This is a genomic window from Campylobacter sp. CFSAN093224 (assembly GCF_012897395.1).
GTDB lineage: Bacteria > Campylobacterota > Campylobacteria > Campylobacterales > Campylobacteraceae > Campylobacter_D > Campylobacter_D jejuni.
Genome location: NZ_CP040607.1, coordinates 1,256,970 through 1,281,051 on the forward strand (window position 1 = coordinate 1,256,970; position 24,082 = coordinate 1,281,051).

The 24,082-nt window shown below is 30.9% G+C and carries 21 protein-coding genes and 1 tRNA gene; 7 read left to right on the forward strand and 15 right to left on the reverse strand.

The window, feature by feature from the left end; genetic code table 11:
- Nucleotides 1–24 precede the first annotated feature (24 nt).
- From FBF11_RS06465 to FBF11_RS06515, 11 genes are all read right to left on the reverse strand, one after another.
- Nucleotides 25–1,752, reverse strand: a complete 1,728-nt coding sequence (locus tag FBF11_RS06465) for a flagellin A (protein ID WP_168977469.1) — start codon at nucleotides 1,750–1,752, stop codon at nucleotides 25–27.
- A 138-nt stretch (nucleotides 1,753–1,890) separates the two neighbouring features.
- Entirely contained in the window at nucleotides 1,891–3,618 is a 1,728-nt protein-coding gene (locus tag FBF11_RS06470; protein WP_168977470.1) for a flagellin A, read from the reverse strand.
- Nucleotides 3,619–3,700: 82 nt separating this feature from the next.
- A complete protein-coding gene (locus FBF11_RS06475; RefSeq protein WP_057042275.1) occupies nucleotides 3,701–5,527 on the reverse strand; it encodes a motility associated factor glycosyltransferase family protein in 1,827 nt (608 codons plus the stop codon).
- A gap of 9 nt (nucleotides 5,528–5,536) precedes the next feature.
- Nucleotides 5,537–6,787 carry a DUF2920 family protein gene (locus FBF11_RS06480; RefSeq protein ID WP_057042276.1) on the reverse strand — a complete coding sequence of 417 codons (1,251 nt, stop codon included), beginning with the start codon at nucleotides 6,785–6,787 and terminating at the stop codon, nucleotides 5,537–5,539.
- Nucleotides 6,788–6,797: 10 nt separating this feature from the next.
- Nucleotides 6,798–7,301, reverse strand: coding sequence for a prepilin-type N-terminal cleavage/methylation domain-containing protein (locus FBF11_RS06485; RefSeq protein WP_052798162.1), 504 nt, complete (start codon nucleotides 7,299–7,301; stop codon nucleotides 6,798–6,800).
- Nucleotides 7,302–8,309 (reverse strand): tRNA (adenosine(37)-N6)-threonylcarbamoyltransferase complex transferase subunit TsaD, encoded by a 1,008-nt coding sequence (tsaD, locus tag FBF11_RS06490; protein ID WP_002865639.1) that lies wholly within the window; start codon nucleotides 8,307–8,309, stop codon nucleotides 7,302–7,304.
- Nucleotides 8,306–9,700 carry a M99 family carboxypeptidase catalytic domain-containing protein gene (locus FBF11_RS06495; RefSeq protein WP_057042277.1) on the reverse strand — a complete coding sequence of 465 codons (1,395 nt, stop codon included), beginning with the start codon at nucleotides 9,698–9,700 and terminating at the stop codon, nucleotides 8,306–8,308. Before FBF11_RS06495 ends, tsaD begins: the two co-directional genes overlap by 4 nt.
- Before the next feature lies 1 nt (nucleotide 9,701).
- Nucleotides 9,702–10,772 (reverse strand): 1-deoxy-D-xylulose-5-phosphate reductoisomerase, encoded by a 1,071-nt coding sequence (gene dxr / locus FBF11_RS06500; RefSeq protein WP_002873627.1) that lies wholly within the window; start codon nucleotides 10,770–10,772, stop codon nucleotides 9,702–9,704.
- Nucleotides 10,769–11,494, reverse strand: a complete 726-nt coding sequence (locus FBF11_RS06505; protein WP_002834214.1) for a phosphatidate cytidylyltransferase — start codon at nucleotides 11,492–11,494, stop codon at nucleotides 10,769–10,771. Before FBF11_RS06505 ends, dxr begins: the two co-directional genes overlap by 4 nt.
- Before the next feature lie 8 nt (nucleotides 11,495–11,502).
- Nucleotides 11,503–11,841, reverse strand: a complete 339-nt coding sequence (locus FBF11_RS06510; RefSeq protein WP_002852397.1) for a hypothetical protein — start codon at nucleotides 11,839–11,841, stop codon at nucleotides 11,503–11,505.
- A gap of 1 nt (nucleotide 11,842) precedes the next feature.
- Complete coding sequence (locus tag FBF11_RS06515) at nucleotides 11,843–13,150, reverse strand: NFACT family protein (RefSeq protein ID WP_002864240.1); 1,308 nt, start codon at nucleotides 13,148–13,150, stop codon at nucleotides 11,843–11,845.
- Nucleotides 13,151–13,211: 61 nt separating this feature from the next.
- On the opposite strand from FBF11_RS06515, the gene FBF11_RS06520 reads away from it, so the two are divergent.
- The 6 genes from FBF11_RS06520 to ceuB all read left to right on the forward strand — a co-directional run bounded on the left by FBF11_RS06520 (nucleotide 13,212) and on the right by ceuB (nucleotide 18,516).
- Nucleotides 13,212–13,787 carry a molybdenum cofactor guanylyltransferase gene (locus FBF11_RS06520; protein WP_002867312.1) on the forward strand — a complete coding sequence of 192 codons (576 nt, stop codon included), beginning with the start codon at nucleotides 13,212–13,214 and terminating at the stop codon, nucleotides 13,785–13,787.
- Nucleotides 13,784–14,773: a phospholipase A gene (locus FBF11_RS06525; RefSeq protein WP_002864239.1), complete on the forward strand. Its 990-nt coding sequence runs from the start codon at nucleotides 13,784–13,786 to the stop codon at nucleotides 14,771–14,773. Before FBF11_RS06520 ends, FBF11_RS06525 begins: the two co-directional genes overlap by 4 nt.
- Before the next feature lie 85 nt (nucleotides 14,774–14,858).
- Nucleotides 14,859–15,839 carry an ABC transporter permease gene (locus FBF11_RS06530; RefSeq protein ID WP_057096975.1) on the forward strand — a complete coding sequence of 327 codons (981 nt, stop codon included), beginning with the start codon at nucleotides 14,859–14,861 and terminating at the stop codon, nucleotides 15,837–15,839.
- Nucleotides 15,821–16,759: an iron chelate uptake ABC transporter family permease subunit gene (locus FBF11_RS06535; protein WP_002854141.1), complete on the forward strand. Its 939-nt coding sequence runs from the start codon at nucleotides 15,821–15,823 to the stop codon at nucleotides 16,757–16,759. Before FBF11_RS06530 ends, FBF11_RS06535 begins: the two co-directional genes overlap by 19 nt.
- Nucleotides 16,756–17,511: an ABC transporter ATP-binding protein gene (locus FBF11_RS06540; RefSeq protein ID WP_002858409.1), complete on the forward strand. Its 756-nt coding sequence runs from the start codon at nucleotides 16,756–16,758 to the stop codon at nucleotides 17,509–17,511. The genes FBF11_RS06535 and FBF11_RS06540 overlap by 4 nt, the downstream gene beginning before the upstream one ends.
- Before the next feature lie 12 nt (nucleotides 17,512–17,523).
- Nucleotides 17,524–18,516 carry an enterochelin ABC transporter substrate-binding protein CeuB gene (ceuB, locus tag FBF11_RS06545; protein ID WP_002852385.1) on the forward strand — a complete coding sequence of 331 codons (993 nt, stop codon included), beginning with the start codon at nucleotides 17,524–17,526 and terminating at the stop codon, nucleotides 18,514–18,516.
- A 72-nt stretch (nucleotides 18,517–18,588) separates the two neighbouring features.
- On the opposite strand, the gene FBF11_RS06550 is transcribed toward ceuB, so the two are convergent.
- The 4 genes from FBF11_RS06550 to nrfH form a co-directional block, all read right to left on the reverse strand.
- Nucleotides 18,589–18,678, reverse strand: a tRNA-Ser gene (locus FBF11_RS06550).
- 63 nt (nucleotides 18,679–18,741) lie between these two features.
- The gene (locus tag FBF11_RS06555; protein WP_002855904.1) at nucleotides 18,742–19,296 is read right to left on the reverse strand and encodes a membrane protein; all 555 of its coding nucleotides are present in this window, start codon (nucleotides 19,294–19,296) and stop codon (nucleotides 18,742–18,744) included.
- Between the two features lie 135 nt (nucleotides 19,297–19,431).
- On the reverse strand, nucleotides 19,432–21,264 hold the full coding sequence (locus FBF11_RS06560) for an ammonia-forming cytochrome c nitrite reductase subunit c552 (RefSeq protein WP_057096973.1): 1,833 nt from the start codon (nucleotides 21,262–21,264) through the stop codon (nucleotides 19,432–19,434).
- A gap of 14 nt (nucleotides 21,265–21,278) precedes the next feature.
- The gene (gene nrfH, locus FBF11_RS06565; protein WP_010891930.1) at nucleotides 21,279–21,794 is read right to left on the reverse strand and encodes a cytochrome c nitrite reductase small subunit; all 516 of its coding nucleotides are present in this window, start codon (nucleotides 21,792–21,794) and stop codon (nucleotides 21,279–21,281) included.
- A 163-nt stretch (nucleotides 21,795–21,957) separates the two neighbouring features.
- Between nrfH and FBF11_RS06570 the strand changes: the two genes are divergently transcribed.
- A complete protein-coding gene (locus FBF11_RS06570; protein WP_257070075.1) occupies nucleotides 21,958–24,066 on the forward strand; it encodes an RNA degradosome polyphosphate kinase in 2,109 nt (702 codons plus the stop codon).
- The last annotated feature ends 16 nt before the right edge of the window (nucleotides 24,067–24,082 follow it).

The window sequence follows — 24,082 nt, forward strand, 5'->3', positions numbered from 1 at the left end:
GCAAATTTTTGCTCTTTAGAAAGATTATTGTAAAAGTTTTAAAACATTTTGTTGTACAGCATTTGCCTGACTCATAGCATATGATCCTGACTGTGCAAGTATGTTATACTTTGAAAAATTCGCACTCTCACTTGCAAAGTCTACATCTCTTATGGTTGATTCTGCTGCTTTAACATTGACTTGAGTTACGGTAATGTTGTTTATAGTAACTTGGAGTTGATTTTGCACCGAACCAATGTCTGCTCTGATTTGATCAAGATTAGTTATAGCAGTTTCAGCTATATCCATTACCGCCATAGCACCTTTAAGAGTAGTTACACCTGCGGTAGCTTCATGAGCACTCACAGTACTTGTTTTTAAAGCTGCGAATTGAGAATTTCCCGAACCTGCTGAGAAACCTGAACCTGCTGAAATTACATAAGTACTACTCATAGAGGCAGTACTAGAGACAATTTGAACCGATCCACTTAAAATTGTAGAATAACCTTTTCCACTGCCTACTGAGAAACCTGAACCTGCTGAGAAACCTGAACCTGCTGAACTCATAAACGCTTCAATACTAGAGGCTTGAAGAATCTGCTTAGCTCCACCACCATTATAAGAATTAAATCCCATAGCATCAGCATTAGCTGCTGAAATTTGACCTTTTGACTCTCTTAAAGATACTGAAGCTTGAGAAATCATATCTGCAGCACCCATACCTATAGCACTAAGTCCAGTTCCACTTACATTAATATCCCTACCATCATTTTTAACTAAAGATAATCTTCCATAATTTTCTTTTTGAGTAGATAAGATTCCAGAACCAACTCCTATATCTCCAGTGATTTTAATGCCCCTACCATCAGCTGAAGTAAGAACAAGCTTACCATTTTCATCTTTAGAAGCTTGAACTCCTGTGGTATCTTTAACAGAATTTATAGCCGAAATCAACTGACCATTATTATCTCCATCTTTATAATTAATCTGACCGATTGTAACCCCATTGATAGCAAAGTCTTGAGAAGTAGTTCCTGCTTTTATCGCATAAGCTCCTGTAGTTTTTACATCATAAGTTGCTCTAACTCCTGTTTTATCAGCATTTTTATTAATCTCTTCAGCTAAAGCTCCAAGACCTGTTCCAACAGAAGTTGAAATCACAACACTATCAAATTTAAAATCTTCTATACCATTATAGTTTTTGATAGTAAGTCCTACTACACCTGAAGTAAAGCTTTGTGAACCTGTTTCAAATCTTGTAACACCGATTTTTGAAGACTGAGTTGGTCCTATGCTTGCTTTTATAGTTTGATTTGAGCTTGAACCGATTTGAAATTCTTGATTGGTAAAATTTCCACTTAAAAGTTGTTTACCATTAAAAGCTGTAGTATTAGCGATATTATCAAGCTCTTCCATTAAACGGTTTATATCTGCTTGAAGCATGGTTCTTGTTTTTAGACTTTGACCATCTTGAGCTGCTTGAGTTGCTTTAGTTTTAATAGTGTCTAAGATTTTAAGTTGCTCATCCATAGCCTTATCAGCAGTTTGTAAAATACCTATAGCATCATTACCATTGTTGATAGCTTGACCTAAAGTGGCTGCTTGTGAACGCAAAGAATCTGCTATCGCCATCCCTGAAGCATCATCTGCTGCGGAGTTAATCCTAAGACCAGAACTAAGCCTACTTAAAGACTTATCGAGCTCGTTAGCATTAACAACTGAATTTGCATGTGCATTTAATGCACCGATGTTAGTGTTTATCCTAAAACCCATTTTAAATCCTTTCAAAATATTGCATCGAAAAGATTAAAGCAAGAAGTGTTCCAAGTTTAAAAAATACCCAAAATAAAAAAGCCTAGCGTTTAAACTAGGCTTGGATTTGTATATATCGCAGTACTTTAAAATATGTAGTTATTGAAGCAGTCTTAAAACATTTTGTTGGCTAGAATTTGCCTGAGCCATAGCATATGAGCCACTTTGAGCCAAGATGTTGGCTTTAGAGTAGTTTGCACTCTCACTTGCAAAGTCTACATCTCTGATTTGAGATTCAGCTGATTTAACATTAACCTGGGTTACGGTAATGTTGTTTATAGTTGATGTAACTTGATTTTGTATAGAACCAATGTCTGCTCTGATTTGATCAAGATTAGTTATAGCAGTTTCAGCTATATCCATTACCGCCATAGCACCTTTAAGAGTAGTTACACCTGCGGTAGCTTCATGAGCACTCACAGTACTTGTTTTTAAAGCTGCGAATTGAGAATTTCCCGAACCTGCTGAGAAACCTGAACCTGCTGAAATTACATAAGTACTACTCATAGAGGCAGTACTAGAGACAATTTGAACCGATCCACTTAAAATTGTAGAATAACCTTTTCCACTGCCTACTGAGAAACCTGAACCTGCTGAGAAACCTGAACCTGCTGAACTCATAAACGCTTCAATACTAGAGGCTTGAAGAATCTGCTTAGCTCCACCACCATTATAAGAATTAAATCCCATAGCATCAGCATTAGCTGCTGAAATTTGACCTTTTGACTCTCTTAAAGATACTGAAGCTTGAGAAATCATATCTGCAGCACCCATACCTATAGCACTAAGTCCAGTTCCACTTACATTAATATCCCTACCATCATTTTTAACTAAAGATAATCTTCCATAATTTTCTTTTTGAGTAGATAAGATTCCAGAACCAACTCCTATATCTCCAGTGATTTTAATGCCCCTACCATCAGCTGAAGTAAGAACAAGCTTACCATTTTCATCTTTAGAAGCTTGAACTCCTGTGGTATCTTTAACCGCATTGATAGCTGAAATTAAAGAACCGTTATTATCTCCATCTTTATAGTCAACCTTACCAATTATAACCCCATTGATAGCAAAGTCTTGAGAAGTAGTTCCTGCTTTTATCGCATAAGCTCCTGTAGTTTTTACATCATAAGTTGCTCTAACTCCTGTTTTATCAGCATTTTTATTAATCTCTTCAGCTAAAGCTCCAAGACCTGTTCCAACAGAAGTTGAAATCACAACACTATCAAATTTAAAATCTTCTATACCATTATAGTTTTTGATAGTAAGTCCTACTACACCTGAAGTAAAGCTTTGTGAACCTGTTTCAAATCTTGTAACACCGATTTTTGAAGACTGAGTTGGTCCTATGCTTGCTTTAACAGTTTGATTTGAGCTTGAACCGATTTGAAATTCTTGATTGGTAAAACCACCACTTAAAAGTTGTTTACCATTAAATGAAGTAGTATTTGCGATATTATCAAGTTCTTCCATGAGTTTATTTATATCTGCTTGAAGCATGGTTCTTGTTTTTAGACTTTGACCATCTTGAGCTGCTTGAGTTGCTTTAGTTTTAATAGTGTCTAAGATCTTAAGTTGCTCATCCATAGCCTTATCTGCAGTTTGCAAGATACCCAAAGCATCATTACCATTTGATATAGCTTGACCTAGAGTATTTGCTTGAGAACGCAAAGAATCTGCTATAGCCATCCCTGAAGCATCATCTGCTGCAGAGTTAATCCTAAGACCAGAGCTAAGTCTTGCTAATGAACTGTCTAAGCTCTTAGCGTTTAGATCTGAATTTGCTTTTGCATTTAATGCTGCGACATTTGTGTTAATACGAAATCCCATTTTAAATCCTTTTAAATAAATTCAAGCTCATCCATGAACTTGTTATACCCTATATCGTTACTTTTTTTAAAAAATTTATACTTTAAACTAAAAAATTATAAATATCATATTTTAATTGCAATCTAAAAATAAAAATTTCAAGCCATTGCTTATAAGATTTTAAATACATCAATAAATATTCTTTTTCATCTTCAATTTTACTAATAACAACTTCACTCAATAATTTACCTTTATGAAAAATCACCCCTTTTAAAACCCCATCATTTAATGAAGAATTTATTTCTAAAAAAGATTCAAAATTGCTAACACTTTCATATGTATTTTTTAAAAAATCTAAAGGTAATTTTCTATCACTAGTTAAAATCATTTTCAATGCATCATTTAATCTCATAGCATCTTCTAAACAAAATAAGGCATTTTGTTTTTCTTCTTTGAAAGTTTCTAAAATTTTATTAAAAATTTTAATACTACGATTAGCTGTTAAAGTTTTTGGAAGAGACTTATTTAATTTACTATTTAAATTCTTAAATTTCTTACAACATAATTCAAAATTAATTTCTTTCGAAAATTCTATCCTAGCACCACCTTCTGTAGCATTTAAAAAATTCACTTGGGAATTTCTTGCAAACAAATCCTCTAATTTTTTTCTATAATCATCCCAAGCTAAATGTGTTAAAACTTCTCCTAAGCCTCCATAAGCAACTGTTTTTAATGTAGGAATATTTAAGGTCGTATCTATATCACTCCCCAAATCAAAACTATCAAAATGAGAATTTCCTTGTTTATCAAAAGATAAATCTTGGCCAATAAGAATTATATTTTTAAATTTTAAAGCAATCGCCAAAGTATAACAAGCATGCCCAACATGGGTTCCAAATTCAAGATAACCAAAATCATTAATATGAAGATTTTGATAAGGAAGATTATCGCTTAATGTTACAGATAAAGGAATTTGTTTTTTATAAAGATAATCAACCACGCTAGGGTGAGTACTTGCCGCTAATATAAATAAGGTTTTATTTTCTGGATTAACTTCTTTGAAAAATTCAAGCGGATATTCTTCAAAATCAAGATTTAACACATAATCAGGAGTTATATCGTGTTTTACAAGCAAAGGATAAGCTCCATCAACACAAAAAATCACAAAATTTTCTTGATATTTTTTTAACAATGGAATTTGCTTTTGAAGGCTAGGACCGGCACATACAACTATACAGCTTTCAAAAAGCCCTTTTCTTTCATCAATAATTCTTTTAAAAGGTATATTTTTCAACATTAAGGGTATATTTTTGTAAAAATTTTCATAACAAGACAAAGAAATTTTGGAGTCAGGATCTAAATTTCTTATTACAAGATTAATATTTTCATGTATAATTTTATCTGCATTCAAAATTTCCTCATAATAATATTTTTTATAAAAATTATTATTAATAAACATTTCATAAAGATTTAACCATAAAAATACATCATTTTGGTCAAAAAGTATTCTAAGTTGTAAATTTATTTTTTTCTCTTGAATATCCACCAGATAAATTTTTCCACTACAAAGCTCTTCACTCAAATCTATCGTACTTAAAGCTAGAATAAAAAGTTCTATTTCACTTTCAAATACAAAAAGATGTTTATAGTGTTTAGCTAAATTTTTAATCAGTAAAGCATTGCCTATACCATAAATACATACAAAAGGATATCTAGGAGTTTTTTCTAAAATACTTTGATAGAAAAAATTTATTTCTTCTTCTAAGTTTTCATACATGAAAACATTATGAGTTTTATCATAGATATTTAAATTTTCATCTATATTAAAACGAGAGCAAATTTTATTTTGTATGAAATTTAAAAGTTTATTTCCTAAGGGTTCATTTACCCCACTTAATAAAGCTTGTATGTTTTTTTCTAGTATGGTCATTAGCTTTCCTTAAATTTTATCTATTTTTAATGATATTTTATTATCCTTCTGGCTAAATTGATACAACAAATCCTCGCAAGGATAAGAAATGCATTTTTCTTTACAATCTTTTTTTGGATTTCGTTTTATTTTTTTTAGCATTAAAGAAAGTTCTTTAGAAATCAAAGTTTTTATAGACATTCCCATACCATGTTCTAAATTTTTGATAAATTTACCATCAATTTGATCTGGATTTTTTATCATATAAAGTTCTGCATTAAAATCAAGCTGTTTTAAAAGCTTATAAAGTTCTATTTTTTCATCAGGTGGAGCTATTTCTTTATCATAAAAAGAGTGATAACTAATATAACATGGTTTTGCGTAATTAGCTTGAATTTCAAGATGTATTGGTTCTAAGATATATCTTATCATTCTTCTTGACACTGAAAAAAAATTATTTGAGCTTGAATTACTTGTCCAAAAAGTTTTGCTAGAACAACAAACTCTAATATTTTGAAAAAAATCAAAAGTACCAAACTCTGAATATTTCATAAAATCAACTTCTTTACCAAACCCAACAAGCTTCCAAAGAAATTTAGCATAACTTGAATTATCTATCACTCCATCTACAAGCCAAGGAGCAATTTTAGCGGCTAAATGCGCTAAATACCCTCCATGAGAACTACCTATCATGATAACTGGTATACCCCCCCCCATAGTATCAAAAAGAGCATATTTTTTAAGATAAAGTGCAACATTTAAAAGATCTTGAGCTTGCATGATTCCAAAATTTTGATACTCATTTTTTGTAGGTTGCAAACTCACATGCAAATTTAAAAAATAATTTGGTGCAAAATCACCTTTTTGCTTACCTTTGGTTATTTGATTATTTATAAAATGAAAAATTTCACTCATTTGTTTATAGTCTTGAATTTTATCAACATCATAAGGAAGCTTGATATCCGCAGCTTCACAACTTACTTTTAAAATAAGCTTGTCTATATCATCCAAATAAAAAGTAGAGCCTGTTTGAGGACGATTACCTATACAATGATAGTTCACACTTGCTACAGCCACATTAAATTCGCCTGCTACAAATTCAGCTAAGTGTTCACGGTAATTTTCATCCGCATCTCCACCAAGCCCAGGGATGATAAACACTAAAGCTTTTATTTCTTTTTCATCATCAAAACAAAGCTTAAATTCAAGCTTTGATTCTCTTTTTACACCCAGTTCTACATCATCACAAGAGTCGATCTCATAAGTTTTACTCACTATCATTACATTCCCCCTATAAAAGATAAATTTTACTCGCTAGGTTTTTAAAATTTTCATTCTTACTTAAGATCACGCAAGCTTTGTTACTAGAAGAGCTTGTAAAGTCTATATTTTCTAAATCTTCATGGCTTTGATTGGCTGCGTTGATGATGGCATTTTTACTTGCTTCATTGCTTGAAATTCCCATGAGTATAAAATCAGCCTTATTTATAAAAACAAGTTTTAAGCATTCTTTATCATCGCTTACGCGAAAATTTACTTCTTTTATACCGTTAAAATTACTAAGATCAACATTTTCAACTCCGCTTACATTACTCATCGTTTTTATAGAGCTTAAATGATCATTTTTCAAAGTATAAATGCTTATATCGTTGATCAAAGTTTTAAGGTTGTTTAAAGACTTACTAACCTCGGCTTCATGCTTGCTTGAACTCATTTTTGGTAAAGCAATAGCGGCTAAAATTCCCAAAATAACAATCACAAAAACAAGTTCTAATATGGTAAAAGCTTTTTTCATCTATATCCTTGAAAAATTTTTATTTTTAGGGCTTAAAATATCTTCTTCTACACTTACAAATTCCTTTTTTTCATAAGCATCAACCGCAGCTCTTGCTATCATCAAAGCATTATCAGAGCAGAATTTTAAAGGAGCTAGTTTTAAATTTGCATTATATTTTTGACATAAATTTTGCAAACGCGAACGCAAGTTAAGATTTGCACTAGCTCCACCTACAACGCCAAAATTTTTAAATTTATAAAGATTAAAAATTTTTTCTAATTTATTCATGATATGATCACAAGCTGTATTTTCAAAGGCATAAGCTATTTCTGCTTTTGTGTCTTCATTTAAATTTTCATGCTTTAAAATTTCCAAACGCACTGCATTTTTAAGCCCTGAAAAACTATAAGCGAGTTCTTTAGAATGCTTTAAAGGTATATTAAAAGAGATATTTTTAAGTTTGGCGTTTTTTGCTAAATTTTCTATGATGACCCCACCAGGATAACCTAAATTCATCATTTTAGCCACTTTATCAAAACTTTCTCCAAAGCTATCATCATTTGTACTTGCTAAAAGCTCTAAGCTTGCATCATCTTTAAGATAAAGCACCATGGTATGCCCACCACTAACAAGCAAAATTCCCATATCTAAAGAAATTTTTTCTTCCAAAAAAAGACTATAAATATGACCTTTAAGATGATTTATAGGGATTAAGGGTAAATTTAGCGCACTTGCTAAGGTTTTTGCCATAGAAATTCCACTGAGCAAAGAAACACTAAGTCCAGGTTCATTTGTCACAGCTATGGCACAAAGATTTTTAAAATACTCTTTACATTGCTTAAGTATCTTTGGTAAAGCCTCGCTATGAAGTCTTGCAGCAAGTTCAGGTACCACTCCCCCATAGATACTATGATCTAATTCTTGGGAAATTTTTTTATGAAATTTACATTCTAAGGTGTTTTTATCAATGATAGCTATAGAACTATCATCACAAGAACTTTCTATAGCTAGGATAAGATTTTTCATTCAAATTCCACTAAAATAGAACCTAAGAATTTATCTTTTGATCTTGCCATTTTAAGAGTGTTTAAATCCAAATTTTTAGCATTTTTGATCAACTTGCTATTGGTATTTGCTTCTAAAAGTTGTTGCAAATTCGCCCCTCTTAACTCATAAAATTCCACTCTATAAATTTTACCTGCCATATCTAAAGAATATTGTGTTTGCATATTTTTTTTATGAACTAAAATACCACTTTCATCTTTTGAGTGATCAAAGCCTATGATATTTACGCGCACATTAGCTATCTTTGGAATAAGAAAATTCTCTTTTACTTTCACCTTGGTTCCAAAAGGAACGGTGGTTTCATTGCCATCAACTTGAAAAGTTACTTCATTAAAAGCATCGCTAAATTCTAAATACTCAGGATATAATCTTGTTTGAAAACGATTGCCATACTGGATATAAAAAGAATTTCCTTCTGCGATAACAGCGGTAAGTTCATTGCTTGTGTTATAATTTAACTCTTTATTTGCCGGAAAAGGCACATAGTTGATAACCTTTCTTGGATTTTTTAAAGAAAGTAAAATTCTATCATTAAAAAGCTTCACTTCAAGCTCTTTATTTATGGCTTTATCAACCCCTTGTGGAGTGAGTTCGAAATCTCTGCTAAATTCAATTCCTGCAGTTTTTAAATAATTTTCAATTGCCAAAAGATGATAATAAGCTCTTAAATTTACGGGCAGATTTTTACTTGCTTCATTTGCAAAAGCGGCTTTGTGATTTGAAATCACAAAATAAGTTAAAGCTTTAAGCATTTCCGTATCGCCAAGCTCTTGGGTTTTGGTGTTTTTAAGATGATAAGCATGCTTTGGATCAGCAAGCGAAGAATTGACACTATTTACGGTTTGAGTGGCGATATTTTCAAGATCAGGGTATTTGCTTGCATTGATTTCGCTTGTATCAATCACGCTTGAATTTCCCCAACGCTTAGGATTTTGCATCGCATCGATATAAGTGGGTTTATAAAAACCCCAACCATCGTGAAGATTGATCACCATACTAACTTCAGGAAGTAAAATAAGCTCTTTAATGCGTTGAACGGTTTTATAATCAGGATCTTTTGGGCTAATGCTTGCAAATTTACGGTTTAAATCCCCATTATTCCCACGAGAACGCTTGATAATGCTATCAAAAGCTAAATTTGGAGCCACTATAATCTTACCCTTAGTGATATTATAATCACTCAAAAGCAAACTTGCCGCATGAAATCCACCAGGCTCATCGCCTTGAATTCCACCAAAAATTAAAACTGTATTATTATCATCTAGACTTTTTCCATTTTCTCCTACGCTAAAGTCTAGCTCTAAAGCAAAAATGCTTGTTATAAAAAATAAAATTGTTAAAAAAAATTTCATTTTAACTCCTTAAATACTCTCTTGTTTTAAAATCATACTCAAAAACTTCTTCTATGCTTGAAATTTTAGGTACTCCAAAATGATCAAGGGCTTTAAAAATGCATTTAGCAATGTCTAAAAATCCACTTTTATTTTCTAAAAAATTATAAACACCAACTTCATTAGCAGCATTGATGATAACACCTAAATTTGGCTCTTTTAAAAATGTATTTTTAAGCTTAAAAATAGGATATTTTTTTGTGCTGATTGGATGAAATTTTAAAGCAGGCATTTTGCTAAAATCAACAGCCTCTAAAATAGGCGTATCTTGTTTTTCAAATATAGCATCTGAAATAGCTAGTTTCATATCTGCTTTTGAAAAATACGCCGTACTAGCTCCATTTTTAAATTCACACATTGCATGCACTAAAGATCTTGGTTCTATTAAAGCATCAATTTCTTTAAAATCATATAAATGATAAGCCTCTATAATCTCAAAAAGCTTATTTGCCATAGTCGCACTATCTATAGTGATCTTTGCTCCCATGTTCCAATTAGGATGTTTTAAAGCATCTTTGACACTGACTTGATTTAAATCTTTGATTTTATACCTATAAAAAGCTCCACCACTTGCTGTGATATAAAGTTTTGCTATATTTTTTTTACCTTCGAGTAAAAATTTTAAAGCTGCATGCTCGCTATCAACGGGTAAAAATTTAGCCCCTTTCAAAAAACTCCCAGCTACTACAAGACTTTCTTTGTTAGCTAAAGCTATGTTTTTGCCAAGCTCTTTAGCCTTTAAAGTGCTTTTAAGTCCTGCAAAACCTACAATGGCATTGAGTAAAAGCTTATCTTGACATTCTGTTAAAATTTGCTCTAAACCTTCTTGCCCTATAAAAACTCTATCGTGTTTAACTAAATGCTTATTTTTTGAATCTTTTATGGCAACAAATTTGGGTTTAAACCTTGCGATTTGCTCATTTAAAAGAGCGATGTTATCCCCACAAGCTAAAGCAGAAATGGGAATGTTTTTTAAAGCAGCAAGTTTAAGAGCATTTACTCCTATACTGCCCGTACTTCCAAAAAGTATCATAAAAGAGCAACCATCACAAAAGCAGCAATGATCACCGCATCGATCCTATCGAGCACGCCCCCATGACCAGGGATAAGATCTCCACTATCTTTTACACCTGCTTCTCTTTTAAAATAACTCTCAAGCAAATCTCCAATCACTGCAAAAATCGCTACAAAAAACGAACAAAGCAAAGAAAGCCAAAAACTATAAACAAAAACTCCCAAAATAGTTCCAATAACACTCGCACAAATCAAGCCACCTATAACACCTTCTAAGGTTTTGTTTGGACTTGTTGGAGAAAAAGGAGTTTTACCCATAAGTTTTCCGATAAAATACGCCCCACTATCACAAGCTGCAACGATAATGATAAGCCAAAAAAGTGCAAACATACCCTGATCTAAATACACTTGCCAAAGTGCTAAAATAGGCAAACTAGGATAAATATAAATAAGAGCTGGTTTTAAGGAAGCCTTTTTATAAACCAAATATCCAACGACTAATAACAAAGCTAAAATCCCAAAAAGCAAAGCTTTATGCGATAAACTTCCCAAAATAAAAGCTATAGCCAAAGGGATAATAGAGATATTTTCTAAAGCAAAAAGTTTTTTTGCTTCACTAAAAGATAGATACAATAAAACCGCAAAAACGATAAAATTGATAAAAAATTGATCAATCAACGCGATAATAATAATAGCCCCTATCATCACAAGAGCTGAAATAATTCTAGTTGTATTAAACATATTTTTCCTTATATACTAATATCTAAGCGATGAATGCTTTGTGCGTCTTTAAAATTTGGATCTTTAGACTCATCTTCTTCATTTTTCTCATCATCGCTGGTTTTAGCTTCTTGATTGTGTTTTTTCTTTTTTTCTTCTTGTTCGGCTTTTTCTTTGATCTCTTCTTTGATTTCATGAGTCTCATTGACTTTCTCAAGCTTGTTTAAAGTTTTTTCTTTTTCATTAAATTCAGCCATATTTAGCGTAGCTGCAAAACCTTCTTTTGCAAGCTCATTGCTTGCTTGTGTAGCTGGATAAGCCATATTCTGATTTATATAATTGATATTTCCTAAAGGGCTAACTGGCATTTTAATCCTTTGTGATATTAATACTTTTAAAATTTGTATAATTTACAAACGCCTTTTGCTGAACCTTAACAAAATTTTTTAAAGTATAATCGACCCAATACGAACCTTTCTTTAACTTAGAAAAGCTTACACAAAGCCTTGCAGCAAATTCTATCACATCGAGGCTGATTTTTTGCTTGTTTGATACAATCAAAGTATGTGCGCTAGGAATATCCCTTACATGAAGCCACAAATCATCTTTTTTAGCATTTTTAAGTAAAAATTCATTGCCTTTTTCATTTTTACCCACGCAAATTTTAAACTCGTTAAAATAAAAATTTGCCACAAGATCTTCTTGTTTATGATCTTGATTTTTTTTGCTATTTTTTTTAGGTAGTAAAATTTCAAGCTCTATCTCACTCTTAGCTTGAAGCAATAATTCTTTCAAACTCAAGGTAAAATCTAACTTTTCTTTTAAATTTTGTCTTTGTATGTTTAAATTTTTAGCTTTTTGTTCTAATTTTTTAGCATTTTTATAATATAAATTAGCGCTTTGCTTAGGATTAAATTCAAGCTTAAATTCAAGCTCTTTGCCTTCAAAATCATCAAGCTTAAATTCCCTTTCATAATCTTTTAAAACACTCAAATTTGCAAACAATACATCAGCCCTTTTTCTGTATTCTAAAGCTTTTAAGAGTAAAGAATTTTCTTCATCTAAACTAGAAAAAAGTTCTTGTAAATTTTGTATTTTTTTATCCACTTGTGCAAGTTTTAAATTTTTTATTTGTTTGATTTTACTCTCATAAATGCTTGTAAATTTGCGAGAAAAATAATCTGCAAAGTCTTTAATTTCCTCAAAATTTTCATCCATTTTATAAGGCTTTAAAGACTCTAAAATCACATTAGGTTTTACAACACGATAACTTTTATCAATGTGTCTTAAAGCCTCTATGATCAAATCTTTTTCATCTGTAAGAATAACATTGGTATTTTTACCCGTAAATTCAAAATAAATTTTGCTCTCATAGCTTTTATAAGCCTTATTAGCTTTTACACTAAAACATAAAATACGATTGCCTTCAAGGACTTTAACTTCCTTTATAAAAGCATTGCTAAAATACTTTTTAAGCATAAAATCAAAAGGTGCATTATAATTTTTTGCATTAAATTTAGCTGTATAAATCGCACTCATTGCACGAGTAAGATCAAAAATAAATCTTTCTCTATCAAAGCTTAATTCCAAAATATTGTCATTGATACGCTTGATAAAATCAATTTTTTTAAACCGAGAAAAAAAAGTTTGTAATTGTAAAAGTTCTGTGTATTTCATAAAAGAAATTATAAAATATTTTGGCGAATTTTGTGGTAGAATTACATTAAAAAGGAAATTTGTGCAGCTTAATGAGCTAAATTGCGTGATTTTATGTGGTGGTAAATCTAGCCGTATGGGACAAGATAAAAGCAAATTGATTCTTAAAAATCAAAATTTAACTCAATTTCAAGTAGATAAATTTTCTAAAATTTTTAAAAATGTCTATGTGAGTGCGAAAGAAGACAAATTTGAAAACCATTTTAGCTTGATAAAAGATTCTTTAGAATTTGAAGTTTACTCTCCTATGCTTGCGCTTTACTCTATACTTTCAAATTTTAAAAATGAATTTGTTTTTGTTTTAAGTGTAGATAGTCCTAAAGTAGGTGAAAATGAACTTTTAAAAATGCTTCCTTTTTTAGAACAAAACTATAAAATAATCATAGCAAAAACCCCTTTGCATAAACATCCCTTATGTGGCTTTTATCACAGCTCTTTAGCTCAAACTTGTAAAAATTTCTTAGAAAAAAATGAACAAAAAATAGGACTTTTATTTTCCGAGATTAAAACCAAATTTGTAGAATTTGAAGATGAAGATGCTTTTTTAAATCTTAATTTTTATGAAGAATATGAAAAATTTAAAAGCAAGTTAAAATGAGAAAAATTGCTTTATTTTTAAGCTTATGCGTTTTTATATGGGCTAGTGATTTACAACAAGCTTTAGAGTATGAAAAACAAGGCGATTATAAAAAAGCTATGGAAATTTACAAAAAACTCGCTTTAAAAAATTCATCTGTTTTGATTTCTCAAGAACAAAATAACTCAAGTCAAGCAACACAAACGCAAAATTCTATCACTATAAAAAAAGAAGAAAAACAAGACTTTTCTCGCTTAGCTTTGGCTAATTATCTTGGTGAAAATGAAAGCTTTAATCCCCTTGGCATTAGCTCTTATAAGATGAATTATTTTTTACCTTTTGCTTATAGTTTTAATTCTTTAGGAGTAAATAATAATAAGAGTGAGGCGAAATTCCAACTTAGTGTTAAAAAAAGACTTTTTGAAAATTTACTAGGACTAGATGAAAAATATTATATAGCCTATACTCAAACTTCTTGGTGGCAAATTTATGAGCATTCTTCTCCTTTTAGAGAAACCAACTATCAACCAGAATTTTTTATAGATCTTCCTTTATATCTTAAAGATTATGAATTTTTTAACAATCTACGCGTAGGTATATTGCATGAAAGCAATGGCAAGGGAGATGAGAATTTACAATCTCGCTCATGGAATAGAATTTATGTATCTACTGCTATTTTATATAATAAATTTTTATTTGTTCCACGCCTTTGGTATAGAATTCCTGAAAACAAAAAAGATGATGATAATCCTGCCATCTTGCATTATATGGGAAATTTTGATGTGAATTTAGCGTATTTAGGTGATGATTATTTTATCAATCTTATGCTAAGAAATAATCTTAAATTCCACAATAACAAAGGCGCTATACAAGTTGATCTAGGATATGATATTTTTAATAACGGAATTTATTGGTATTTACAATACTTTAATGGCTATGGAGAAAGCCTTATAGACTATAACAAACACTTGCAAAGACTTTCCACTGGATTTTTGATTTCTTACTAAAATATCCTTTGTAGTTTTATCATTTCTTAAAACAAATTTCATTACAATTTCATTTTTGATAATTATTATTACTATAAGGAAAGATTTGTTTTTTAAGCATATATTAAGTTTAAAAGTGCTTATAGCTTTACTTTTATTCTTTGGAATGATAAGTTTATTTATAGGAGTTATCAGTATCAATGTAAAAGATATTCTTAATCTTAACTCCACTCAACTAGAAATCATAACTCTCACAAGAATTCCTAGACTTATAGCAATTTTACTCACAGGAATGAGTCTTAGTATATGTGGGCTTATCATGCAACAACTCACGCAAAATAAATTCGTTTCCCCAACTACAGCAGGGACCATGGATTGTGCTAAATTTGGCATACTTATTTCTTTAATATTTTTTACTGGAGCGTCTTTTTTCACTCAAGCTATCATTGCTTCTATATTTGCACTTTTGGGTTCTTTTATATTTATCCAAATTTTAAGAAAAATCAAACTCAAAGATGTGATTTTTGTACCTTTGATAGGCTTGATGTTTGGAGGTATTATTAGTGCTATAACCACTTTTTTTGCCTATGCTTTAAATTATATACAAAATATCCAAGGTTGGCTACAAGGCAGTATGGCAAATGTTATGCAGGGAAATTATGAATTGCTCTACATTTCTTTACCACTTTTTATACTTGCTTATTTTTTAGCTCATAAAATCACCATAGTTGGCATGGGTGAAGATATAGCTTTAAATCTTGGAATTTCTTATAATGGTATATTATTTTTAGGCTTAGTGATTGTAAGCATTATCACTAGCTTAGTGATTGTAAGCGTTGGGATTATCCCTTTTTTAGGGCTAATTATCCCAAATTTAGTAGCTCTTTATCTAGGTGATAATCTTAGAAAAAATCTTATCTATATAGCACTTTGTGGAGCTTTGTTTTTACTTGTTTGCGATATCATTTCAAGACTTGTTATCTTTCCTTTTGAAATGCCTTTAAGTATCACTACAGGTGTTTTAGGGTCTTTAATCTTTATCTTTCTTTTACTAAAAAAGGAAAGTTTATGCGTAAAAAAATGCTAATTTTAAGCTTTTTAACACTTAACATGATAGGGATTTTTATATTTGTGGGTTTAAATGGCTTTGATGAGTATGCCTTAAAAAGTCGTTTTTTACAAATTGCGGCTATTATTATAGTAGCTATTTGTATCGCTGTTTCAACAGTGATTTTTCAAACTTTATGCAATAACAAAATTCTAACCCCTGCTATCATAGGATTAGATTCTTTATATATGTTGCTTCAAAGTGCTCTTATCTTTTCTTTTGGTGCGGCTAATTTAAGTGTTTATAAAAACGATATCAATTTTTTAATCACTCTAGTTTGTATGGTGGTTTTTTCACTAGGACTTTATAAGATTTTATTTAGTAGTGATAGAAGTATTTATCTTATCATGCTTTTAGGTTTAGTTTTTGGAACACTTTTTAGCACTTTAAGCTCTTTTTTTGAAGTACTAATCGACCCTGATGAATTCATGGTAATACAAGGAAGAATGTTTGCTAGTTTTGATAATATTGCTTTTGATGTTTTAATTCTTGCTTATATTATTAGCTTTTTAAGTTTTATATGGATTTTTCGCTATATGAAATTTTTAGATCCTTTAAATTTAGGCAAAGATTTAGCGATAAATTTAGGGATAAATTATCAAAAAATTTCAAAACAATTAATGATTATCATAGCTATTTTAACTTCTATTAGCACCGCACTTGTAGGTCCTATAACCTTTTTAGGACTTTTAGTAGTAAATATCACTTATGAGCTATTTAAAACTGCAAAGCATAGTATTTTGCTAAGCGCTTGTATACTTATTAGTATTTTGGCTTTGCTTGGAGGGGTGTTTTTTGTCTCTAGAGTTTTTGATTATAATGCCACTATAAGCGTGGTTATTAATTTCTTAGGTGGGATATATTTTATCTATCTTGTATTAAAGGGTAATAAATTATGATTAAACTAAAAAATATCACCAAATTTTATGATAATAAAGTCATTATTTCAGATCTTAGCCTTGATTTTCATAAAGGCAAAATCACTTCTATAATAGGAGCCAATGGCGCTGGAAAATCCACTCTTTTAGCTCTAGCAAGTCGTTTGATAAAACCTAGTAGTGGAGAAATTTATATAGATGGAATGAATTTAAAAAATTATAAAGAGCAAATCTTAGCACAAAAAATTTCCATTCTCAAACAACAAAACAATATCAATTTAAGATTAAAAGTTGAAGAATTAGTCGCTTTTGGGCGTTTTCCGCATTCTCAAGGAAGACTTAATACAAACGATAAAATCAAAATCAATGAAGCTTTAGAATACATGGAACTTAGCAACTTAAGAAATGAATTTTTAGATACATTAAGCGGGGGACAAAAGCAAAGAGCTTTTATAGCCATGATCATCGCTCAGGATACTGAATTTATAATGTTTGATGAACCTTTGAACAATCTTGATATGAAGCATAGCGTACAAATCATGCAACTAATGAAAAATTTAGTCAAAGACTTTAACAAAAGTATAGCTGTTGTATTACATGATATTAATTTTGCTTCGATTTATTCTGATGAAATCATAGCCTTAAAAGATGGGAAGCTTTTAAAACAAGGCTCAAAAGATGAAATCATCAATCAAGAAAATTTAAAACAAATTTATGATATGGATATACCCGTAAGTCAAATTAATGGTAAGAAAATTTGTATTTATTTTTAAAAAGGAGAAAATATGAAAAAATCTTTAGTTTTTGCATTTTTTGCATTTTTTTTAAGTCTAATCTTAACAGCTTGTAATTCAAACTCAAATGAAAACAACGCAAGTTCTACAACAAAAACCAACACTGCTACGGTGAAAGTTTTGCCTATTAGTATGAGCGATGAGGGTGATAGTTTTTTAGTGAAGGATAGTCTAGGAGAAAATAAAATCCCTAAAAATCCTTCTAAGGTAGTGATCTTAGATCTTGGAATTTTAGATACTTTTGATGCTTTAAAATTAAATGATAAAGTCGTTGGCGTTCCTGCTAAAAATTTACCAAAATACCTACAACAATTTAAAAACAAACCTAGTGTAGGTGGAGTACAACAAGTTGATTTTGAAGCCATTAATGCTTTAAAACCTGATCTTATCATCATTTCTGGACGCCAAAGTAAATTTTATGACAAATTAAAAGAAATAGCTCCAACTTTATTTGTAGGTCTTGATAATGCAAATTTTTTAAGCTCTTTTGAAAACAATGTCTTAAGCGTTGCAAAACTTTATGGTTTAGAAAAAGAAGCTTTAGAAAAAATTTCAGATATTAAAAATGAAATTGAAAAAGCCAAAAGTATAGTTGATGAAGATAAAAAAGCTCTTATCATTCTTACAAATTCTAACAAAATTTCAGCCTTTGGTCCTCAATCTCGCTTTGGGATTATTCACGATGTTTTAGGGATTAACGCGGTAGATGAGAATATAAAAGTAGGCACACACGGAAAAAGTATCAATTCTGAATTTATATTAGAAAAAAATCCTGATTATATTTTTGTTGTTGATAGAAATGTCATCTTAGGCAACAAAGAACGTGCTCAAGGCATACTCGATAATGCACTTGTCGCTAAAACCAAAGCAGCGCAAAACAAAAAAATCATCTATCTTGATCCAGAATACTGGTATTTAGCAAGTGGAAATGGACTAGAGTCTTTAAAAACTATGATTTTAGAAATCAAAAACGCTGTAAAATAATATAACTTCGCAAGGGCTAGTCTCTTGCTTCGATACTCAATAAAATACTTAGGATTTTCAAGAAAGTTTTAGTGGCGGACAGAGAGGGATTTGAACCCTCGAGACCCGTTAAGATCTGCACCCTTAGCAGGGGTGTGGTTTCAGCCACTCACCCATCTGTCCAATAAAGTAAAGTATGATTATACAAAAAAATAAATAATACCTAGCTTAAAAAGCTAGGAAAAATCAAAGGCTAAGATAAGCCAAAAGCAAAGTTACAACAACCCCTACTCCAAGAACTGCAAATTGTTTACTTCTATCTTTTTTATTTGCAAACAAAGTAATCATAAGCCCTGAAATATAAAGCATAAATAAAGTAATACCAAAACCTACGCTAAGCACAGAAAAATACCAAGCACCCTTATCTTTATGAAGCATAATCATATCTCCAAGTAAAGATCTTGTTTTTAAGGTAATATTGTATTCATTAGTAGAATTTTGAGTTATATTAGCACTATAATGAGTTCCACCTATTGTTATACCTTTATCTTTACTTTTAATTATATTTGTATTAGATGGTACTTTTAAACCATTTGTTTTTAAATACTCTATTAAAGCTTCTCTTTCTTTACCACTTTCTATAACTTTTGACAATTGATACTGCTCAACTTTTAAGCCCACATCTTGATTAATACCAAAAATATACGCTATACCTGTTAAAGCAAAAAGCAAAGCACAAGGCAAAAAGAACAAACTAAGATAGATATGAACCTGTCTAAACAATTTATTTTTATTGATCATTTTAACTCCTTTTTGATTATCAAAATTTGTTATATTTTGACAAAACAAAGTGAAGCAAAAGTGAATTTTAAATAAAAAGTTTATATTTTTTAAAACAAAGAAAAGAAAAAGCCCTATGATTATAGGGCTTAAGAATTATTTTTTATCAATCACTTGATAATTATAAGGAGCAAGCTCTTTATCATGCTCTAAAAGTTCTTTTGGAGGATTGCCATTAACATCTTTTTCATCTGCATAGTAACGCTCTCCAGCTTTATGATTATTAACATCTACTTTATAATAAAGCTCTCCTGGATTAAATTTTTGAATATCTTCAAAACCTAAATTTGAAGTTTTAAAATCTTTAATTCCATTTGCCGCTGCAATTTCTACAAGTTTAGTTTGTCCCATTCTTGCCATATCAACAGCTTGCAATAACATTCTTGAAGCTTCGCGAGGATTATGAAAACCAGTTGAGTTTTCAGCATTAACAAAATCTGCTCTCATTTGAGCTTTACGATGAAGTTCTAAAACTTCTTTTAGCTCTTCGCTAATTTTTTTCGCATCAGCTTTTCCATCGCTTTGGAATTTTTCCATATTGCCTAGTTCATCGCGTAATTTTTTAGTATTCATAATCAAACTAACAATTGCATACTCTGCAGTTCTTTGATCATGTGCAACGCTGTTTTGTATGTCAAGCACTTGAGCTTTTAAATAATCTTCACTTTGTTTATGACAAGACTTACAAGCAGAGTTAATATCTCTTAAAGGAGAAGTGATATTGTGTTGAGTAACCTTTTTAGCTCCTTCTCTAACATAAGGCATATGACAATCCACGCAACTTACTCCATTTGCAGCATGCACACCGCCACTATAAAGTTCACTTTCTGGATGTTGAATTTTAATAATTTGCGCTCCTGTTAATTTATGAGTAAAATCAGCTCCAAATACTCCACGAACTTTATCATAATAATCATCTAGCATTTCAATTCTAAATGGTTGTCCTTTTTTCCACTCACTCCAAGGAAAAGTTAAAACTATACCATCGGTTTCAATCTCTTTAGCTTTATTGCCATCTCTCCAAAACTCATACTCATCATAATTTTTCTGAGTTCCATTCCACCATTTTTTAGAACTATCATCTACAATAGTTTCACCCATTACTTTTACTTTTTCCCCTGTTGGTTTAAAATAGTATTCAACATGACATTGAGAGCAAACTAAAGTTCTCATTTCTTCTCTTGTAGCTTTTACGCCTTGTACTGGATCTTTTTCATATCCTCTAGAAACTAAAGCATTAATAGCTGCTGGACGAGTAAGTCTTAAACTCATATCATTTGGATTGTGACAATCTGCACAAGTTACACCCATTCTTTTACCACCATGTGGGCCTGCATGTTCAGGTGAATTTTCTACTATACTATCAACAGCTGGGATATTTTTAATCATAGTCCAATAATTTGTAGAGTTAAAAGCAGTAAAATCTCCTTTAGCAACATTTTTTATAAGCCATGGAGTCCATCCACTATGACAATTCATACAAGCTGCAGGTTGACCTTTAAAAGCAGCAAGTCCATGGGCATTAAGAAAATCTTTGTTGTTTCTTGCTGTTTTCATTTGATCTACTTGAACCCAAAAATGCCCTCTTTCTTCATTGAAATCAAGACTAAAAGGATATCCTGCCCAAAGTATGGTTAATTGAGGAAAGCGAATTAATTTTGAATAAGCTAAATTACCACCAAATTCAGTAGTCTTAGGCTCTTCTTTTTCAACCGTTAAATACATTTTTAGTTGCTCTGGAAAAACCTTACCCCATTTTTCAAAATTTGGATCATCATCGCTAAGCAAAGAAAAATCAGCATTTGCTGCAATGGCATTTTTATTTGCTTCATCTTCTTTTTTTTGATTGATATCATTATTTAGCCATAAAACTCCCGCTATAAGTAAAACCAAAACGACAATACCTAAGCGTAAAATATTTTTTTTCATTCATCTTCTCCTTATTAAATTCCGTGTTTATGTCCAACATCTTTATGACAAGAAGCACAATTTAATGACTTGTCTGCATGTGGATTTGTTGTAGCATTGATAGCTGTTTGAGCAAAATCTGCATGACAGCGTATGCAGTTTTCTTGCACCATTTTTCTGCTTTTTTCAGTCGCACTCAAATTTGTAGGCAACTCATCAAGTTTAAAAGTAAAAGCATAAGCATGTCCTAAACCACTTTGCGCTTTAGCTATCCACTTAGCTACAAAATTATGTGGCAAATGACAATCCACACAAGTTGCTCTTGGTTCGCCTTTGACTTTTTGAGAGTGTGGTCCTGCCATGTATTCGTTATAAACTTCATTCATAATATGGCAGTTATTACAAGATTCACTTGCATTGCTTAAATAAGATGTGCCCTTAGCGTTATAAAAAGTATAAAACCCAACCGCAAAGAAAACAAAAAGCAAAACAAGAAAAATAGTAAAAAGATTCGAAGTTTTCTTCAAAATTTTCCTCCTTAAAATTATCATTTCTTAAAATCTTCAATGAAACAACAATGTCACAGAATTTCCCAGAAATAAATTTTGTGATTCTAACATAGATGAATTTAATATAATTTTAAAGATATATTTACTCTTAATTAACCTAAAAAATTTAAAACTTTTATTCAATAATTTCAAAATAAATGATAAAATACAACTAAAAAAGGAAAAATTAATGCAAACAAGTCCTGATATGTTTATCAATCGCGAACTTTCTTGGCTTCGCTTTAATTCTCGTGTTTTAGACCAATGTTCTAAAAATTTACCCTTGTTAGAAAAATTAAAATTTATAGCTATATATTGCACTAATTTAGATGAATTTTATATGATACGCGTCGCAGGCTTAAAACAACTTTTTTCAGCTGGAGTTAATGCAAGCAGTAACGATGAAATGACCCCGTTACAACAATTAAAAGCCATACGCAAATACTTACACCAAGAAAAAGAACTTTTGGAGCGTTATTTTAATGAAATCACAAGTGAACTAGAAAAAGAAAATCTTTTCATAAAACATTATGAGAATTTAGATGAAAATTTAAAACAAAAATGTGATGAGTATTTTTTCTCCAATATTTTTCCTGTTATTGTTCCAATAGCTGTTGATGCTACTCACCCTTTTCCGCATTTAAACAACTTATCTTTTTCACTAGCGGTTAAAATTTGCGATAAAGCGCATCCTGAACTTGTAAAATTTGGAATGATTAGAATTCCAAGAGTTTTACCTCGTTTTTATGAAGTAAGTGCAAATATTTATGTTCCTATAGAAAGTATAGTCCATCAACACGCAGAAGAAATTTTTCCAGGCTATAAACTCTTAGCTTCAGCAGCATTTAGAGTGACTAGAAATGCAGATATGGTAATAGAAGAGGAAGAAGCTGATGATTTTATGATGATTTTAGAACAAGGCTTAAAACTTCGCAGAAAAGGAGCTTTTGTAAGATTGCAAATTCAAAAAGATGCAGATGAGCAAATCGTAGAATTTCTTAATACTCACATGAAAATTTTTCATAAAGATGTTTATGAATATTCTATTTTACTCAATCTCCCTAGCCTTTGGCAAATCGCAGGAAATAAAACCTTTACGCATCTTTTAAGCCCACTTTACACGCCTAAAACTTTACCACCTTTTGATGAGAATTTATCTATTTTTGATGCTGTAGAAAAAGAAGATATACTCATCATACAACCTTTTGAAAGTTTTGATCCAGTTTATAAATTTATCAAAGAAGCAAGCAAAGATCCTGAAGTAATTTCCATAAGAATGACACTTTATAGAGTGGAAAAAAATTCCAATATAGTTCAAGCTTTAATTGATGCTGCAAGTGATGGAAAACAAGTAACTGTGATGGTAGAATTAAAAGCACGCTTTGATGAAGAAAATAATCTTCATTGGGCGAAAGCTTTAGAAAATGCCGGAGCTCATGTTATTTATGGCATTACAGGTTTTAAAGTCCACGCTAAGGTTTCTCAAGTCATACGCAAACAAGGAGATAAACTTAAATTTTATATGCATTTAAGCACAGGAAATTATAATGCAAGCAGTGCTAAAATCTATACTGATGTGAGTTATTTTACAAGCAAAGCAGAATTTGCAAGAGATACGACAAGCTTTTTCCACATCTTATCGGGCTTTAGTAAAAATCGTCGCCTTCAAACTCTTTCAATGAGCCCAAATCAAATCAAAGAAAAAGTTTTAGAAATGATACGCATTGAAACAAGCAAGAAAAATGAAGGTGTGATTGTAGCTAAAATGAATTCTCTTGTGGATAGTGATATCATACAAGCGCTTTATGAAGCAAGTATGGAAGGAGTGCAAATCGATCTTATCATACGCGGAATTTGTTGCTTAAAACCTGATGAAGAATACAGCAAAAACATACGCATTAGAAGCATCATAGGAAAATACTTAGAACATGCTAGAGTATTTTATTTTAAACATAGTGAGCCAAATTATTTTATATCGAGTGCAGATTGGATGCCAAGAAATTTAGAACGCCGTTTAGAACTTATGACTCCTATATATGATGAAAGAAGCAAAGCTAAATTAGCTCAATTTTTACGCTTGCAACTTAGTGATAATGTTTTAGCTTATAAGCTTAAAAATAATGGAGAATATGAAAAAATTCCTTCTTCTGAAAAAATCATAGATTCTCAACAAACCTTAGAAGAATATGTAAGTAAAATTTATAAAACACTTAAAAAAGATACAGATCAAAGTCGTGCAACGCACTTAGCTTCCAAACTTTTCAAAGAAAACTAAAAGTTTTTAGGGTTTT

Bases quoted from the DNA above. Each gene is read 5' to 3' on its own strand.
- dxr (WP_002873627.1), bottom strand. From the start codon at position 10,772: ATGATACTTTTTGGAAGTACGGGCAGTATAGGAGTAAATGCTCTTAAA.
- FBF11_RS06525 (WP_002864239.1), top strand. From the start codon at position 13,784: ATGAGAAAAATTGCTTTATTTTTAAGCTTATGCGTTTTTATATGGGCT.
- FBF11_RS06540 (WP_002858409.1), top strand. From the start codon at position 16,756: ATGATTAAACTAAAAAATATCACCAAATTTTATGATAATAAAGTCATT.
- FBF11_RS06505 (WP_002834214.1), bottom strand. From the start codon at position 11,494: ATGTTTAATACAACTAGAATTATTTCAGCTCTTGTGATGATAGGGGCT.
- FBF11_RS06465 (WP_168977469.1), bottom strand. From the start codon at position 1,752: ATGGGTTTTAGGATAAACACTAACATCGGTGCATTAAATGCACATGCA.
- ceuB (WP_002852385.1), top strand. From the start codon at position 17,524: ATGAAAAAATCTTTAGTTTTTGCATTTTTTGCATTTTTTTTAAGTCTA.
- FBF11_RS06535 (WP_002854141.1), top strand. From the start codon at position 15,821: ATGCGTAAAAAAATGCTAATTTTAAGCTTTTTAACACTTAACATGATA.
- tsaD (WP_002865639.1), bottom strand. From the start codon at position 8,309: ATGAAAAATCTTATCCTAGCTATAGAAAGTTCTTGTGATGATAGTTCT.
- FBF11_RS06555 (WP_002855904.1), bottom strand. From the start codon at position 19,296: ATGATCAATAAAAATAAATTGTTTAGACAGGTTCATATCTATCTTAGT.
- FBF11_RS06485 (WP_052798162.1), bottom strand. From the start codon at position 7,301: ATGAAAAAAGCTTTTACCATATTAGAACTTGTTTTTGTGATTGTTATT.
- FBF11_RS06480 (WP_057042276.1), bottom strand. From the start codon at position 6,787: ATGATAGTGAGTAAAACTTATGAGATCGACTCTTGTGATGATGTAGAA.
- nrfH (WP_010891930.1), bottom strand. From the start codon at position 21,794: ATGATAATTTTAAGGAGGAAAATTTTGAAGAAAACTTCGAATCTTTTT.
- FBF11_RS06495 (WP_057042277.1), bottom strand. From the start codon at position 9,700: ATGAAATTTTTTTTAACAATTTTATTTTTTATAACAAGCATTTTTGCT.
- FBF11_RS06560 (WP_057096973.1), bottom strand. From the start codon at position 21,264: ATGAAAAAAAATATTTTACGCTTAGGTATTGTCGTTTTGGTTTTACTT.
- FBF11_RS06470 (WP_168977470.1), bottom strand. From the start codon at position 3,618: ATGGGATTTCGTATTAACACAAATGTCGCAGCATTAAATGCAAAAGCA.
- FBF11_RS06515 (WP_002864240.1), bottom strand. From the start codon at position 13,150: ATGAAATACACAGAACTTTTACAATTACAAACTTTTTTTTCTCGGTTT.
- FBF11_RS06475 (WP_057042275.1), bottom strand. From the start codon at position 5,527: ATGACCATACTAGAAAAAAACATACAAGCTTTATTAAGTGGGGTAAAT.
- FBF11_RS06510 (WP_002852397.1), bottom strand. From the start codon at position 11,841: ATGCCAGTTAGCCCTTTAGGAAATATCAATTATATAAATCAGAATATG.